Raw genomic sequence first — 16,677 nt, forward strand, 5'->3', positions numbered from 1 at the left:
GTATGTTGTGTCAGTACCCAAACTTCGAAAAATCCCAATTGCACTATGTTTTGCAGGGAGTTTGCTATTGATCTATGCTAACCACGGCTTCGCACAAAGTAGTGATACGAAGAATGGCATCGAGAATAATGCCGCCGTGAAGGTTCTACAGGAACCCGACAACGCCACTTCACCGACAACAGTAACGACAACGCCAGACAATTCACCAGCGGTCGTCATACAAGGGCAAAAAAGCCGCTCAGTACTTGCCGTCCGAGGCACCAGCTTGCAGACATTATTGCCGGGCATGAATCCACTCAAAGGCTTACATCAGTTAAGTGGGGTGAATTTTCAATCTGCCGATCCTTGGGGTAATAATGAACAAAATTTTTCCTTAACTATCCATGGTTTCAGCGCCCAACAATTAGGGTATACCTTAGACGGCGTGCCGCTCGGTGATCAGCAATATGGCAACTACAACGGATTGTCTCCCCAACGCGCCATCATTAGTGAAAATGTGCGCAATCTCGTTTTGAATTCTGGCGCAGGTGATCTGGCGACGGCATCAACTAGCAATCTCGGTGGCACGATAGAAAGTTTTTCTACCGACCCGCGCCCGCAATCCGGACTATCTTTTGCCCAGACTATCGGTAGCAATGCGACTAGCCGTAGTTTCATACGTTACGATAGCGGAGACTCTGTGCCGGAATATACTGATTCTGCAGCACCAGCAGATACGCAATCCTATTACCTGTCATTCGTCCGGCATCGCGCAAATGCCTGGGATTTTGAAGGTGAACAGGGTGGCGAGCAATTGAATGCAAAATGGATTAAGCATTTCGCCAATACCAAACTAAGCGCTTATTACAATTTTTCAGATAAGGCGGAACCCAATGAAGACAGTGTCGTTCATAGTGCCGCTATCACTTTTGCGCCGAATACCAGACCGACGACTTACCCAGACTTTGACTACGCCAAACGCTACCTCACGGCGAATGGCGAACCGCCGCGTCAGGATGGCCCCAACTATCGTAACTATTTTGGCGTGGCACAACGACGCGATCATTTAGCCTATCTAAAATTAGAAAACCAGATTGATTCAAATAAAGCATGGAATAACCAAATTTATGTCCATTATGATGATGGATTAGGTGCAGTGGCCGGACCAATTGGCGTCGCAGGTTTACCCAATTTATTCAAGGTTTATTTTCCCGAACAGGATTTAAAACAAACTTTTGGTGGCTCCGGTTATGCAGTCCGAACGACCGAATATCAGATTCATCGTAGCGGTTTCATTTCTCAATGGCAGGCGAGTATCGGCGCCCATCATTGGCAAACTGGGCTCTGGCTGGAACGCAATCACTCCAGTGCCTACCGACGCTGGTACGCCCTCGATGCCACTCAGCCACTGAGTCCATATCAACGTCCAGCGTATCCTTTGATCACGCAATATGGCAGCGAAATAGAGAATCATATTATCCAATTGCATTGGCAAGATGAATGGCAAATTTATCCGAATCTCAGCCTGCAAGGAGGCTTCAAGTCTAGCTTGCAATTTGCCGACGGTCGCTTTCCGGTGCAGCCTAAACTCGGTGCAATTGGTGGCGGATCCGGTGCGCTCCCAGAGGGAAAGATCATTACAAAAAAATGGATGCTACCGCAGTTTAGCCTGTTGTGGCGTACTGCAGAGCAGGACCAATTCTATGTAAATCTACAAAAGAATTTGCGCCAGTTCATTACCTATGGAGCGGTCGGTGCATCGCCGTGGAGCTTAAGTAACCAAACCGCCTTCGATCTGTTTAAACGCACTGCCGAACCTGAAACAGCGATTAGTGTTGAAGGCGGCGTACGTGGTCGTCGCCAATTTTCCAATGAACTAACGCGAAACACAGGACTAACGGGGGTTGAAGCTCAGTTCAGTGTGTATAACGTGAATTTCCGTGATCGCCTGCTACAAATCAGCCCGACACCAGTAATATCATCTATCGTGAATGGCAATCCCATACTAGCGAACGTCGGTAGTGTAAAAACACAGGGGATTGATCTTGCCCTGAGCTTGTTGTGGGGTACGCATTATTCATTATTTAATGGTTTATCGTATAACCACTCTACCTATCAAGACGATTATTTGAGTGGAAGTAATCGAGTCAATACTAACGGAAAACAAGTTCCCGCCAGTCCGAACTGGTTAAACAAAACCATGCTCAAAGCCAATTGGAACGCGCTGGAATGGCAATTAATGGCCGATTATGTTGGCAGACGTTATGCGACCTATACAAATGACTTAGCGATTCCGGCTCATTTTTTAATCAATTTTTCTCTGCAATATCGCTTGCCCTGGGCTTGGAATAAGGGGCAAAACCGCCTGAATTTCCAAATTCTGAATCTCACGCAAAGAAGCGGCGTCTCAACACTGGTCGTAGGTGCAGCGAATGGAACTTATAACAGCTTTCCGATAGCGCCTCGTCAGCTATTTTTAGGCGTGACCAGCGGTTTCTAGGTCGCGTCAACATTGCTTAAACCGATTTACAACAGAACGATCTCAATAAAGCGGCGAATGTTTGGATATTTCTTCTCGGAATTGTTGCCTAGTGATAAGGTTTTATGGGTCGGGCTCCCTATCAGCCTATAAGAACCCAATGTATTGACAACAGGAGTGTGCCGAATGAAAAAATATATCTTAGCAAGCAGTCTGATGTTAATAGCCTTTTCTGCTTCCGCTGGCGTCTTGTCTTGCGAGGATTTGAAGGCCAAAATAGAAAAAAAAGTCAGTGGTAAAGGTGTCAAAAACTATGCCATGACCGTGGTGAGTAAAGACACCAAACTCGCGGGTCGGGTACTAGGCACCTGCGAAAAAGGAACCATGAAAATTATTCATGAAAAATCAACAGCGAATCCGAAACCGGATAAAGCTTCTTGAGTATTGCAGTTCGTGGAATTATTTACTGTTAACACTCAACCTCAAGAAAAAGGGTGTTCCGCCTTGCGACGGAACACCCTTTTATTATCTCTATGAGATTTCAGCCAAATATTTGCAATGTTTAAGGTTGCATGCGTTTATCTTCTAACACTTCACCGACCGCTAACGCAGTTTTTTCATGCCCGGGTTCGCGCCATTTTTCACGTAAAGCCTCAGTCTGCCATTGCTGCATACTCGGCAACGCCAGCATACGTTTGACATAGCCACTAGCCTGCTCATTCATCTTCAAACCATAGGTCTGAATCCGGAAAATCACTGGCGCATAGAAAGCATCCACTGCGGTGAATTTTTCACCCGCCAAAAATGGGCCACCGAAACGATTCAAACCTTCACACCAGAGCTCGTTCAGACGATCAAGTTCGGCTTGCAGCTCTGCGGTAATTTCTTTCAATCGTATGCGTAAGCCTACATGCATCGTGCAGGTACTGCGGAGCTGATTAAAACCAGAATGCATTTCTGCAGCGGCACAGCGCGCCCAGATTTTTGCCTTCGGATCTTGTGGCCACACGCCAATATGACGATCAGCCAAATATTCTATGATGGCTAAAGAATCCCAGACGATAGATTCTCCGTCATGCAGGCACGGCACTTTGCCCACTGGAGAAAACTTTCGGAAATTTTCCCAGTTGCTGCCCGAGCCAAAGATCACTAACTTTTCTTCAAATAGCAATTCCATCTCGCGCATCATGATCCACGGACGTAACGACCAGGAAGAATAGACTTTGTTAGCGATATAAAGTGTGTACATACAAACGCCCTTAATGAAGAATAACCGGAGAAATCGGAAAAAAACCGAAATAGAACCCAAAAGAAAAGATTAGTAGAGAAAAGCCGTCCTCTATTATGACTGAAAACCTGAATCAGCAAAGCACGCTAATTCGCATGTCGAGATTAATTAATTAACTAGTCAGAATCAATAGCCAGATATTTAGCTATGCGTATTTCGTCACGTAGCAGTCAATCTCAGCTCAAGACCCTAGCCCCAAAACTGCACTATATTGACTCCTGCCTGAATTGAAAGAGGACTTGCCATGCACCAACACTCCCCGCTAAAACAACGGCGACGCCTGCTGCAAGGCGCGGCTGCATTGAGCGCACTCAGTCTCTCGCCCTTATTGCCTGCGGCACAAGCCAGCTCCAAAAAATTGCCGAAGCGCGCGCAAGCGCTGCCGCTAGCACAGGTGCGTCTATTAGCATCTCCTTATCTAACCGCGCTAAAAGCGAATCAAGCTTATTTATTACGCCTGAGTCCTGATCGCTTTTTGCACAACTATCATCAATTCGCCGGATTGGCGGTGAAAGCCGAGATCTATGGCGGCTGGGAATCCGATACGATTGCTGGCGAAGGCCTAGGGCATTATTTATCGGCGCTCGCCCTAATGTATGCACAGACTGGCGAAGTGGAATTTAAGCAGCGTATAGCTTACATCGTGGAGGAATTATTGCGTGTGCAAAACGCCCATGGTGACGGCTATATCGGCGGCTTCATGCGCAAGCGCGCGGACGGCAAGATCGTCGACGGCAAAGAGATATTCGCCGAAATGCTCAGGGGCGAAATACGCTCTGCTGGCTTTGATTTGAATGGATGCTGGGTGCCGTTTTATAACTGGCATAAAGTTTTTGCAGGCTTACTGGACGCACACCAGCTTGCAGGCAATTCAACGGCCTTGAATATTGCGCTAAACCTCGGGGCCTATATAGAGAAATTTTTTGCAGGCATCAATCAAGCGCAGTTACAAACAATTCTCAATTGCGAACATGGCGGAATCAATGAAAGCTTCGCAGAATTATATGCACGCACCGGCGACCCGCGCTGGCTTGCGCTGGCGCTACGCTTACATCATGACAAAGTATTGTCGCCACTAGAACAACAGCACGATGAATTGGCGAATACCCATGCGAACACCCAAATCCCCAAACTGATCGGTCTAGCACGCTTATATGAGGTTCATGGAAAATCGCAACACGCAAAAGCGGCACAATTCTTCTGGCAACGCGTTACCCAGCATCACAGTTTTGTCATTGGTGGTCATGGTGACCGCGAATATTTTTTTGAACCCGACAGCATCGCCAAACATTTGACCGAACAAACCTGTGAAGCCTGTGGTAGCTACAACATGTTGAAGCTGACGCGGCACTTATATAGCTGGGCACCAGACGCCCGCTATTTTGACTATTACGAGCGCGCCCACCTGAATCATATACTTGCTCATCAAAATCCAGCGACAGGCATGTTCACCTATATGACGCCGCTGATGTCAGGCGTTGCACGTGAGTTTTCCAGCGAGGAAAATGACTTCTGGTGCTGTGTGCTATCCGGTATGGAAAGTCACGCCAAGCATGGTGATTCAATTTATTGGCAGCATGAAGATTGTCTGTTCATCAATCTGTATATTCCTTCGAGTATGGATTGGAAACAACAAGGCCTGCAAGCCGAAATGTTGACGGCATATCCTTATCAAGGCGATATTCAATTTCACATAAAGAAAATAGATCACAACAAACAGCTAAGCCTCGCATTTCGGATTCCCGCTTGGGCTGAACACTATCAAATCAGTATCAACGGTCGCGTCACTCAAGCTCAGCGCGAACGCGGTTACGCGTTGTTGGATAGAAGTTGGCGCAAAGGAGATGTGGTGCGTCTGGAATTGCCTCTCAAATTGCGCGTTGAAAACGCTCAAGGCTCGCCCACCACCGCCGCTATCGTGCGCGGCCCCATGGTATTGGCAGCAGATCTCGGCCCCAACGAACAAGCTTTCGATGGATTCATTCCAGCGCTGGTAGGAACACAAATTTTGCCTGCGTTTTCGGCGATACAACAGAGTGCCGCGCATTATCAAACGATAGGCATAGGTCGTCCGAAAGATTTGCAATTCAAACCCTTTTTCACACAATATACGCGACGTTCGGCAGTCTACTTTAATATCTACAACGATGCAGAATGGGCGGTTGCTGAAATCAATTTCAAGAAGGAACAAGCGCGCTTACTCGAACTAAGTCTGCGCTCCGTTGACATCATGCATCTGGGCGAAATGCAGGCCGAACGCGATCATCAATTGGAAGCAGAAATTTCTTATCCGTTAGTGTATCGTGGCAAGAATGGACGCGATGCGCGTACCGGCGGCTTTTTTAGCTTTTTTATGAAAGTCAAACCGGGACCGCTGGTTTTACAAGCGACGTATTCGGCAGAAGAAAAGAATCGCGATTTCAGTATTACGGTCGACGGTGTAGAAATCGCACAGGTTGTTTTAAACGGCGATAGCGTGGGTGAGTTTATTGAACAAGAATATGCTATTCCAGAAAACCTGACCCACGGTAAGGAGAAAATACGGATAGGATTTCACCCAAAAAATGGGCGTACCGCTGGTCCTGTGTTTGGCTCTCGCTTATATACTGCCAAATAGTAATTTTGGATAAAATTTAGCGGATGCAGATAGCTTGATTATCTACATCCACTTCTCTATTTCCCCAGTTGACTGCACAACTTACTGGAATGATTTGCTTAAGGTTTTCAATGAGCGAACTGCACTTGCTTATTGAACATACTTATTGAGCTTACTTAGCTCGGTCAATTAGTTCGTTAATTTAGTTGGCCGAATTAGTTCGCTAACTTAAACGCCGTATAGATGTCCCGACTCCAGGCAATATTCCGACGCCCACTAACAAGCCGACTGAAGTCTTTTAACATCTGCCATCGTGCATTACCGCTGGGATAACAATTCAGGTAATGCCGATTTTCCTTTTTACCTGAACGCCATGGGGTAGAGATGAGCGTTTGCTTGTCCGTGCTGGTAATACGTTTAAGGGTCGCCAAATAGTGCTTGGTGTAGACTGGATCAAAATACGGCGTCCCCTGTTTCACACCACCATACACAAAAGGGACATTCGCAGCCATCGCAATAATGTATTTGATAGACATCGAGCGCAGCCCCTCTAGCTCAGGGGAGCAATTTTCATTATTCGACAACACTAACAATTGCTGATCTTTATGCTTGGCCAAATAAATGTGAATATTCGACGCAAAATACGAAAATGGTAAATCGACGAAGTCACCAAACATATATTCTAAAGACGCGATAAGAGGCTCAGTCGAGCTAAACGCGGACTGTCCAGTCAACAATTTAGCAATCGATCGTACGCCGGAAAAAGCGCCCGTATGGTGTTGATCGCGGAATACTTTCTCGGCTTGCGGATGACAAAGCGAATCAATACTGACCCGGTTTTTACCAGTCGAAAACGCCATAAAACCAAACAATGCATAGACCGAACCTGAAAATGCATGAATCTCATTAAACGCCTGCAGGCGTTCCAATCCGATCGCATTTAAGACGATGTATTGTCGGGTAAAGCTAGGTCCTGTGCTATCCAGTAGCAAGCATGTTTCTGCTGGTGTATGCGCCGCAAAATTCGCGTCAATTTCGGCAGTAACACGTTTTTTTAAAGACAAAATTGTAGGTGGGACTTGCATAATGACTAGCTCCTCAGAAGATCAAAACAAGTTCAGTAAATGCCAACGAATTCTTTTTTAAACTACCAAAAAAACTGTGATCTTTTCCGCGGAAAAGATCACAGCCAAACACCCATTTTGTAGAATCGGAATAACGATAATTTAATCGCGGCCGCAATACAAAATCACCATCACGAAAATTACTCATACCAATGATTTCGTAATCTAGCTGATCATTCATTAAACGTTGGGCGAAACGCAGGGTAAAACCGTCCTGCCATTGGTGTAGCTGATTATTCGCCATCTGCAATTTGTCCAACGGTGTGCGCCAGGCAACTGGTAGATTGGCAAAACGCGGGTCTTGCGCAAAACGCCGAAAAAAATATTGCACACCAAACGTGGCGTTCGACACGGCCGAAGAAAACTCCGCTAGATTATTCTCTACACCAAACACGCCATACCAATGCGAAAGTCGCCCCGCGTTTTCTGAGTTCTCGGGCTTAAAGCGCAAATAGGCCAATTCGCCACGCAAGCTCCAATTACCAATAGTCGTCGCGGCATCAGCCCCGACACTTTGCAAAGCTGCAAACCGCCGTTGTACGCCCAACAAACGCTCGCGCTGCTGTAACAACTCTATGGAACGCACTTTTTCTACACCGTCAAAATACGATACCGACCAATCAATAGAACTCGCAGAATGATCCAGCCTAAATGCGTAGTCATAGGCTCGGGATGTAAAGGCTATCGGCAGGCCCGCTTCGATTCGAGCACTCGGTACCTGTCCCTGCCTATTTCCTTCAGGTACTCGTTGCACAACTAACTGCAAGCGTGTATCGGTATTTACGTCCAAACTCAGACTGCTGGCTAAACTCCCTGATTTCTGTTCCTCATCTGCGACAAACGGACTAGCAAAATCACGCGCACTTAAATTGTCAGTGGGATTAATTCTATCGGCACGTCCCCAAGAAAACACCTGAGTGCCGATCCGCCATTCTGCATGTTCCATATCCCATTTCAAATAGGCGTCACGTACATAACTGTGACGCGTTGGAACACTTGCAGATTTAGCGAAATCAGCAGAATCTAACTTTGGACCAAGGTAATTCAAATTAGCATTGCTATGAAAACTCCAGGCGCGATCAAATTTAGTCGCGATATCTATCTGCAATTGCGCAACAGAAAAACCCGATTGATCGTTTAACCATCTATCGCCAGACCATGCCCCCACACTCAAATTGCCATGCCAATCCAACCACGCTGGAGCCACAGATTCCTGCTTGTCCTGTACTGGTGAGTTAGGCTCACCAACTACTTCCTGCGCATAAGCCTGTGGTTCCACCACACAAGCGATGGGGAGTAAAGACTGCAGCACGAGCCTGCGCAACAATTCTGAATTCTGCATGCTTGATCCAGCTTACTCTTCACGTTCCAAATAGCGCTGTGTAAAATAGTCATCCTTGACGCCTTGATTCGCCTTGAAATTTTTCCATTCAATCACGGTTTTATGGCCAGTCTGCACATTCTGCACTTCCATCAACATAGGTTGCCAACGACTTTTTTCTTTATCGACATTCACAATTTGACTCAAAATCGACGTCTTCAATAATTGTTGATTGGTGTTAAAAAATTCGGTCTTTAAAGCCAGTGCAGATTCATTGTCTACCCACAAAATACGCTTTGAATATCCTGAACTATCGGCGATTACCTTAGAATTCGGCGTAGATTCAATCACGGTGCACAGGCGACCCTGTTGATTTTCTGTGGTAATGATTTTATGCTGCCAGTCTTGAACCTTATGCCCTATCACATCGCCATACGACAGATCGGTACCAACAAAACTTTCGCTTTTATTGGAAGAGGCAATCCTGCGTACCTTCTTTAAGGCGGGTAAGTAGATCCACATGTCGTCATCACCATCACTGTGCTCAACCAATAAGGTGACGGTATTTTTTATATCAGATGGAGACATAAAACGTGTCATGCGTTTAGTATCCAGACCCTTGCCCTGCAATTTAGTCGTACCGAAAGTCTCACGAATACGACGATCACCATTTTTATTGATCAATTGAAAGCTGGCATTCGCACTGGAGTCGTCGAAGCGATTTGCAATGAAATTACGCTCCATAATTTTTTCAGCATCGTTACTCGCAGCAAGTACAGGCTCCGTGTGCAACAACATCGCACCAACCACACCCGTTGCAATCAGTCCAACACAAGAGGCGACCGACCCGCGGATAGAAGAATTTTGATTCGTATGTACATGCAAAAAACCAGGTTTCAACCACTTAATCATTCCTGGTAACAATAACAAAGTCGTAAACACGCTGACCAACATAGACAACACGATCAAAATACCAGACCAAATGTGAATATTGAATCCGCGTGACAACATCAAAACTGAGTATCCACCAGCAATCGCCGTGCCTACATAAAGGATGGCGCGCCCAGCGGATTCCAGCGCGGCATCAATCGCCACGTCATAACTGGCATGAATTTTTAGGTCTTCACGAATCCTGTACAACAGATAAATCGCATAGTCAGCACCGATCCCTATCGCCATCGGTGCAGTAATCGCATTTGGCGTATTCAAAGGAATGCCCGTCAAGCCCATCACACCGAAATTAACCAATGCTGTAATCGCTAGAGGCGTTACGATCAGGAAGGCAGCGATCAGCGAACGGAATAGCAGGGCAGAAACTAGGAAGATGACAACACCGATCTGCATCACATTTTTTAATTTTCCTTCTACCAGCGATTCAGACAAAGCAGTCGATTGCGGCACACTACCACCAAAGTGGATCGTAATGCGCGGGTCGTTATTTGCCTTCAAAAATTCACGTGTGTTAGTGATGACTTTTTGAATTTCGCGACTATTGTCGTGTTTCACGAATGCAGTGATATTTGCATTCTGATAGTTATAGTCAACATAGCGATCAAAATCGGCAGGCTCACCCGACATCGAATACAGTAATAGGAACTGTGATACCAGATTGCGATCTTCTGGAATACGTAATTCGGTCGAGACGTCTGCATGCATAGCTTGGTTCATGCGCTTGATCAAATCCACGATAGAAATCGTTTTACCTATGCCAGGCTGAGTTTCCAAAAAACGCTGTGTCTTTTCCATCAACTGCAAGATTTTAGGATCTTTGATCACGTCTTGCTGATTCCCTTCGAACACCAGATACAGGGTATTGGTTCCCGCCATCTTGGCATTGATCAGTTGATCATCAGCTTGAAATGGCAAATTCGCGGAGAAGAAACTCTTATTTGAATTTTCGACTTTCAATTGTGAAAGCCCAAACGCAGCGACTGCAATCACAACGACAAAGAAAGTAATTACTTGAGGAATTCGCGCATTACTCGTCGCTTGCTTAATCCCTCTTACCACCGGACTCAAAATATCAAAACGCATAGGCTGGGTGCGCAGTTTAGGTGGTTTCAACCATGAGCGAACAGCGGGAATAAACGTCAGTTCTATCACTAAACCAGACAAAATACCGAGGCCAGTAAAAATGCCAAAATTGCGTATGGTGACAATATCAAACGACATCAAAGATAAAAATCCCATTACAGCAACCAAACCTGCAGCGAGCATCACGGGACCCACTTTGGCCATAGAATGCACCACGGCTTCGCGATTCGCGGTGAATGCATCATTGCCACGCTTAATCGATAGCTCAAACTCTTCGTAATAGCGTTTAAGTAACTGGACAGCATGTCCTGCGGTAACGGCGAGAATCAAAATTGGCGTACTCGCATTAAAAGCATCAATAGATACCTTGGCAATACCCATTAATCCTAAACCCCACAATACTGATAAAAAGGCGGTGACCAGCGGTAAAAAAAAACCTTGCCACGTCCTGAATGCTTCGAGGTGGAGCAATCCGACTATGAGCAAGGCGAGTGGAAACAGAATCGCCATACGTTGGGTATATTTCTCAACGTAATACACAAATACAGGGGTTCCGCTGACAGCAATGCGTACCTCATCATTTGCTAACGGTTGTATTAGTTTGTAAGCCGCTTCTAAGGTCGGCGTAAATCCTTTGGGGCCTTTTTCAACAGCGATCGTAATTGCTGCCATATCTTGATTTTGCGACAGTACCACTCCGCTATAAATAGGGTTACGCGCAAGCGATGACTTCAATTTATTAATGGCGTCCTGATCGATTGCATTGCCATGCATAAGAGGTTTTACTTCTAAACCATCCGCATCGCCCGCAATTCCTTTGGCGCGCTTTGCGGTCAGGCTCATTAAGGTTTCGGCTTTGACGTTCGGCAATTTTTGCAATTCATCGGAGATAGTCTGCACACGTTGCAACACGTCTTTCTGATAAATATCACCATGCTTAGGCGATACCGCAACGACCAATACGTAATTTGAACCGAATATTTTTTCCGCAAGATTAGTACCGATCACATAGGGATGCGCTTGCGGCAGCATTTGGTTTGGATCGATAATGACTTTCAGGTGTCGCATTTGTGACAGCATAAAAACTGTCATTAACAAGGTCATGCCGATAACGACAAATCGCCAACGAATGATCTTTTCTATATATTGACTGAACACGATTATTTCCCTTCGTTGACAGTGTGGAATGCATTAAAAGTGCGAGTAAATAAAGACAGGCCGCTCGCCTGATTCGCTTGTTGTGCTAACTTCTTTTCTTCTGGAGAGGCGGAGTGCAGATCCCATTGGTGTAATTGAGGCGCCGCGAAACGGTGCCACCAAAAAGGGATTAAAGCGACAACGATAGTGCTGATATAGCCGTAATGGAGTTGCAGACTGGTGTCAAAAGTTTCCAGTTCCCAGTAGCGTTTGTGTGCGTTCGCATGGTGGTCGGCGTGACGTGACAAATTAAGGAGGGCATTTGAAGAAATACGAGCATCGCAATCCCAACTGTGGTAGGGCAGAACCTTAGTGCCAGGGACACGTACTACACCATAGTGTTCAATATAGTTAATCGTTTCAAACAGAAATTTGGCATTGACGATCACTAGCGTGTATATCAAAACGCCTAGCCATGCTGCTGCCAAATACCATACGACATAAAGTGCAAGCGTCATCAACAAACCGGTGAGCACACGATTATGCAAAGACCAGATCGCCACACCACGATTCACTAAACGCTGGCGTTCTATATCCCACGACTCTTTATACTGGCCTATGGTAGAACGTACAAAGAATCGATAGACGGATTCGCCTCGTCTGGCAGTAGCCGCATCTAAAGAAGTGCCAACATTCACATGATGTGCATACACATGCGAAATTGAGAACTGTGCGTCTCCAGTCATAGCGAGGAGCCAACGTCCGGTCAGCATCGCTAATTTGTCGGTAGTGCGGTGCACTAATTCATGTGCATAGAGATGGTTAGAGGAGAGTACATACCCAACCGCAAAAGTCCCTGACAACAGTCCACGCAAACCTGCCGCCGTTTTAATATGAAATAAATCGATTCCGATTTGGGCCTGAATCAAGGCAGAGAAGCCGAGAAAATCTCCAGGCGAAATCAACCACATCAGCGCAAACATATAGAAGCTGACGATAGGCACATACAGATACACAAAACCATCGAGTATCCACAACTGACTATATTGCGGCAAGCTACGATCAGGCGAGGTGAAATTATCGCCCAGCATATTAATCAGGGTGATGACGATCGGTACCAGGAAAGACCACTGCGGTGCCAGTAGCACAGTCACTGCTGCACCTGGAACGATAAAACAGGTCAAAATTGAATGTTTGAGATATTTAAACATGGTCACTTAAAAACGGAAAAATGATTTCGTGGCGGTTTACTGGTATGACGACCCCTGTGATCGGCCACATCAAACTATTGCGGTGCTTTGTTCGTATTTATCAAAAGCTATTTGCTGTGCTTTCAGGCCGTATTGCTTTAAGCAATCTATCGAGCTATCCACCATAGGCGGTGGACCACACAACAAGACTTTCCAAGCATCTTGCGTCTGTTGAAATTGCTGATCATAGGAAGCAGCATCTGCCAAAATCTGTTGTAAATGTTGGGCGACATAGCCTCTTTTTCCTTGCCAATCGCTACCTTCGGGTTCGCGATCCAACACCACATCGATATACAGCGGCAGACGTATCTGTTGCGCTAGGTCACGGAGTTCTTGCAGCCCATAAATATCGGTACGTTGCCGCGCCCCGACAACTAAGACAACTGGTGCAGCGTCTGTATTTGATTTGCGCTGAGCGTAGCTGGCAATAATGCCGCTAATGGAACCCACTCCGCTGCCACCCGCAATGCAAAGCAAGGGAGATTGAGCGGTGACTTCATTGGACAAATGCTGACCGAATTCACCAAACGGCAATTCAATTTGCACCGTTTTGCCCAAATTCGCTGTGTCAGCCAACCATGAGGACACAGCCCCCTCCGGATACAGGGTGATATCAAAACTAATTAAACTTTGATCTTGGGCGCCGAACACCATCGAGTAGCAACGTGGTTCCAATTGCAGTCCTTGTGGCAAAAGTTGCGCAAATTGCCCTGCAGTCCAGCTCGCTGCTTTCTTGAGCCTCAATTGAACTCTGTAAATACGTGGCGTCATGGCCTCAATATATTGCAACACCGCGTCTTGTTTTTGCGTCGAAGTGTTTTCTAGCAATTGTGGCCAGTCAATCAGCAAATCTGATTCCACCCGGGTTTGACACGCCAGATACATACCAGCAGCGATTTCTTCACGATTGAACACGTATTCGCGCTCTATCAACGATTTCGGTTGCCCTTCCAACACTTTAATTTGGCAAGTTTTGCAAGCGCCAACCCGACAGTTATAGGGAACTGGCAATCCCTGCGCGATCGCCGCATCGAGCAAATTGCTGCCTGATTTCAAATCAAGCACCGTGTTCCAGGGAGCGATTTTGACGCTACATCTGGTATCGAGTCTGTCCTTCTTGCGAAAAAAACCTAACATCGATTCTCCATACAAAACAACACGAAAACATCGATGCTCATTTCCATCGACGTACTGATATGAATAATGAAATGCTCAAAAGTGCGTGCTCAAGAATCTGACATTCGATCCGCACGCACTTTGAATGAAGGCGAAGATTAGCTTTGCAGAAGCGACAACTCAATAAGCCGAACGGCGCATGCCATGGGTACCAGTCACACGGCAATGGCCAACTTCACTATAGCCAGTAATTTGCACTTCCTGAATAATCGAGCCTTGCAAAAGTAGTAATTTCACAATTCTAAAAAGTAAGTCAATTTATTAAATATATTTGTTTTTGACTCAGACTTTTTCTCATATTTTTTCCTTGTCTTTGGAGCCTCACGTGAAAACAGTGCACATCAATCTGCCCGTACCTTTACGCAAATTTGCGAAAGGTATTGCGCAAATTTCAATTCAGGCAGAAACCGTATTGGATGCGATCTTGCAACTCAATCAACTCGATCCATCGATGTCAGAACGCTTACTGGAAGCCGATCACAGTGCGCCAAAGAAATATATCAATATGTACGTAGATGGCCAGAATATACGTCAAACCGGGGGGGTAAAAACCGCATTGGGCGAACAGTCTCGCCTAGAAATCATGACTGCGTTTGCCGGAGGTTGAAATGAGTTCCTATGAAAATCGCGCTGCCTACCTGCGCCAAACGCTGCAAGAAATCTCACCTGAACAAGCCTTGCACATGGTGCGCCATGACGATGCCATCTTGCTTGATGTACGTGATGCCGACGAAATCAAAGATGGCTTGCCAAGCCCTGCCCACCATCTGGCACGTGGCCAGCTCGAACTACGGGTACATCATGTTTGCGATGACAAACAACGTCCAATTGCCGTGATGTGCGCAGGTGGCCTACGCTCTTTATTTGCGGTTGAAAGTCTGAAAAATCTCGGCTACGAAAATGTCTACAGTATCCGCGGTGGCTACAAGCAATGGAAAGAATCAGCACTGGAAATTCGCATCCCCCAACAATTGAGTACTCAAGCCAAAGAACGCTATGCGCGCCATTTATTAGTGCCAGAAGTTGGTGAAGCGGGACAACTCAAATTGATGCATAGCCGCGTTTTGCTAATTGGCGTCGGCGGCCTCGGCTCTCCTGCCGCCTTATATTTGGCAGCCGCAGGTGTCGGCACTATCGGCATCGTCGACGCTGATGTGGTCGAAAGCAGCAACCTGCAACGACAAATCATTCACGGCGAAGATCAGTTGGGAAAGCTTAAAGTAGATTCAGCCGCGACCGCCATTGGCCGCCTCAATTCTATGATCAAGGTACAGACACACCCACATTATCTGGATGAAAACAATGCACTTGAAATTTTGAGTCAATACGATTTGATCTTAGACGGCTCTGACAACTTCAAAACGCGATATCTGATCAATGATGCCTGCGTCAAATTGGGTATTCCAAATATACATGCTGCGGTGTATCGCTTTGAAGGCTACGTCACAACATTTGGCAGCAACAAAGAGGCACCGTGCTATCGCTGTATCTATCCAGAACTACCTCCACCAGAAATGGCACCTTCCTGCGCAGAAGCCGGAGTGCTGGGTGTATTGCCTGGTGTAATTGGTGTCTTGCAGGCAGTCGAAGCACTGAAAGTGTTACTCGGTATAGGTAGCAATCTGGTCGGAAAAATGTTGCGTTACGACGCCTTACATAACCAAGTGTCGATACTACAGTTGGATAAAGCAGATGACTGCCTTTGCGGGCACGCACCAGAGAATATCCAATTAAAACCGATCGAAGCCTATGCCTGCGCAATTTAGTACGCAACTTCGCTGCACTAGCCAATTAGCTGGTTTCCGGCTTCATCATCTTAGCGATCCACTATCCGGGTTTTGATTGAATGCTTAATTTACTGAATATATTTTTACTAGTGCACGTATTCGCGATGCTGTCATGGCTGGGTGCCATGTACTTTAATCTGGTTTTGCTTTTTCCTATGTATCAATCACGGGGTGGCAATACCTATGCCGAATTGATGCAGACACAAGGCACACGTGCAGCTCCTTTGCTGTACCTACTCATCGCGCTCACTATGATTTCCGGATTCGGCCTTGCCTGGCAAAGTGGCTTGGCAATTAACAATCATTGGGCGCAAATCAAATTGTCCTGCCTAATCTTGATGCTTGCTTGCCACCTTTACGGGAGTCTAGTGATATGGCCACGTGTATTTTTTGCCCTTGATCACGAAAAACCGCGTCTCTTTTTTATCTACAAAATTTCCATGCTGTGCAGTGCCAGTGCGGGAACTATTGCCGTTGTCTTGAGCTACTTGAAATGATGAGTAAGA

At 46.2% G+C, this 16,677-nt stretch carries 12 protein-coding genes; 6 read left to right on the forward strand and 6 right to left on the reverse strand.

What is annotated here, in order from left to right; genetic code table 11:
* Window positions 1–67: 67 nt before the first annotated feature.
* Window positions 68–2,479, forward strand: a complete 2,412-nt coding sequence (locus ACO0KW_RS10885; protein ID WP_423053098.1) for a TonB-dependent receptor — start codon at window positions 68–70, stop codon at window positions 2,477–2,479.
* A gap of 165 nt (window positions 2,480–2,644) precedes the next feature.
* Window positions 2,645–2,899 (forward strand): DUF1161 domain-containing protein, encoded by a 255-nt coding sequence (locus ACO0KW_RS10890; protein ID WP_423053099.1) that lies wholly within the window; start codon window positions 2,645–2,647, stop codon window positions 2,897–2,899.
* Between the two features lie 121 nt (window positions 2,900–3,020).
* On the opposite strand, the gene ACO0KW_RS10895 is transcribed toward ACO0KW_RS10890, so the two are convergent.
* Entirely contained in the window at window positions 3,021–3,707 is a 687-nt protein-coding gene (locus ACO0KW_RS10895; protein WP_423053100.1) for a glutathione S-transferase family protein, read from the reverse strand.
* Between the two features lie 283 nt (window positions 3,708–3,990).
* On the opposite strand from ACO0KW_RS10895, the gene ACO0KW_RS10900 reads away from it, so the two are divergent.
* On the forward strand, window positions 3,991–6,363 hold the full coding sequence (locus ACO0KW_RS10900; RefSeq protein ID WP_423053101.1) for a beta-L-arabinofuranosidase domain-containing protein: 2,373 nt from the start codon (window positions 3,991–3,993) through the stop codon (window positions 6,361–6,363).
* Window positions 6,364–6,557: 194 nt separating this feature from the next.
* Here the strand turns inward: ACO0KW_RS10900 and ACO0KW_RS10905 are convergent, their stop codons facing one another.
* The 5 genes from ACO0KW_RS10905 to ACO0KW_RS10925 form a co-directional block, all read right to left on the reverse strand.
* Entirely contained in the window at window positions 6,558–7,427 is an 870-nt protein-coding gene (locus tag ACO0KW_RS10905) for a hypothetical protein (RefSeq protein WP_423053102.1), read from the reverse strand.
* A 13-nt stretch (window positions 7,428–7,440) separates the two neighbouring features.
* Window positions 7,441–8,808, reverse strand: coding sequence for a hypothetical protein (locus tag ACO0KW_RS10910; protein ID WP_423053103.1), 1,368 nt, complete (start codon window positions 8,806–8,808; stop codon window positions 7,441–7,443).
* Window positions 8,809–8,820: 12 nt separating this feature from the next.
* The gene (locus ACO0KW_RS10915; RefSeq protein WP_423053104.1) at window positions 8,821–11,979 is read right to left on the reverse strand and encodes an outer membrane lipoprotein-sorting protein; all 3,159 of its coding nucleotides are present in this window, start codon (window positions 11,977–11,979) and stop codon (window positions 8,821–8,823) included.
* A 2-nt stretch (window positions 11,980–11,981) separates the two neighbouring features.
* Window positions 11,982–13,169 (reverse strand): alkane 1-monooxygenase, encoded by a 1,188-nt coding sequence (locus ACO0KW_RS10920; RefSeq protein WP_423053105.1) that lies wholly within the window; start codon window positions 13,167–13,169, stop codon window positions 11,982–11,984.
* A 69-nt stretch (window positions 13,170–13,238) separates the two neighbouring features.
* Window positions 13,239–14,345 carry a 2Fe-2S iron-sulfur cluster-binding protein gene (locus ACO0KW_RS10925; RefSeq protein ID WP_423053106.1) on the reverse strand — a complete coding sequence of 369 codons (1,107 nt, stop codon included), beginning with the start codon at window positions 14,343–14,345 and terminating at the stop codon, window positions 13,239–13,241.
* A gap of 364 nt (window positions 14,346–14,709) precedes the next feature.
* Between ACO0KW_RS10925 and ACO0KW_RS10930 the strand changes: the two genes are divergently transcribed.
* The 3 genes from ACO0KW_RS10930 (at window position 14,710) to ACO0KW_RS10940 (ending at window position 16,668) form a co-directional block, all read left to right on the forward strand.
* The gene (locus ACO0KW_RS10930) at window positions 14,710–14,991 is read left to right on the forward strand and encodes a MoaD/ThiS family protein (protein WP_423053107.1); all 282 of its coding nucleotides are present in this window, start codon (window positions 14,710–14,712) and stop codon (window positions 14,989–14,991) included.
* Between the two features lies 1 nt (window position 14,992).
* A complete protein-coding gene (moeB, locus tag ACO0KW_RS10935; protein ID WP_423053108.1) occupies window positions 14,993–16,150 on the forward strand; it encodes a molybdopterin-synthase adenylyltransferase MoeB in 1,158 nt (385 codons plus the stop codon).
* 125 nt (window positions 16,151–16,275) lie between these two features.
* The gene (locus tag ACO0KW_RS10940; RefSeq protein WP_423053109.1) at window positions 16,276–16,668 is read left to right on the forward strand and encodes a hypothetical protein; all 393 of its coding nucleotides are present in this window, start codon (window positions 16,276–16,278) and stop codon (window positions 16,666–16,668) included.
* Window positions 16,669–16,677 lie beyond the last annotated feature (9 nt).

Source organism: Undibacterium sp. Ji22W (assembly GCF_049340305.1).
In the GTDB taxonomy this organism is placed as follows: domain Bacteria; phylum Pseudomonadota; class Gammaproteobacteria; order Burkholderiales; family Burkholderiaceae_D; genus Undibacterium.

Excerpts from the sequence above, each read along its gene's own strand:
- ACO0KW_RS10890 (WP_423053099.1), top strand. The coding sequence starts at position 2,645 with ATGAAAAAATATATCTTAGCAAGCAGTCTGATGTTAATAGCCTTTTCT.
- ACO0KW_RS10895 (WP_423053100.1), bottom strand. The coding sequence starts at position 3,707 with ATGTACACACTTTATATCGCTAACAAAGTCTATTCTTCCTGGTCGTTA.
- ACO0KW_RS10900 (WP_423053101.1), top strand. The coding sequence starts at position 3,991 with ATGCACCAACACTCCCCGCTAAAACAACGGCGACGCCTGCTGCAAGGC.
- ACO0KW_RS10905 (WP_423053102.1), bottom strand. The coding sequence starts at position 7,427 with ATGCAAGTCCCACCTACAATTTTGTCTTTAAAAAAACGTGTTACTGCC.
- ACO0KW_RS10910 (WP_423053103.1), bottom strand. The coding sequence starts at position 8,808 with ATGCAGAATTCAGAATTGTTGCGCAGGCTCGTGCTGCAGTCTTTACTC.
- ACO0KW_RS10920 (WP_423053105.1), bottom strand. The coding sequence starts at position 13,169 with ATGTTTAAATATCTCAAACATTCAATTTTGACCTGTTTTATCGTTCCA.
- ACO0KW_RS10925 (WP_423053106.1), bottom strand. The coding sequence starts at position 14,345 with ATGTTAGGTTTTTTTCGCAAGAAGGACAGACTCGATACCAGATGTAGC.
- moeB (WP_423053108.1), top strand. The coding sequence starts at position 14,993 with ATGAGTTCCTATGAAAATCGCGCTGCCTACCTGCGCCAAACGCTGCAA.
- ACO0KW_RS10940 (WP_423053109.1), top strand. The coding sequence starts at position 16,276 with ATGCTGTCATGGCTGGGTGCCATGTACTTTAATCTGGTTTTGCTTTTT.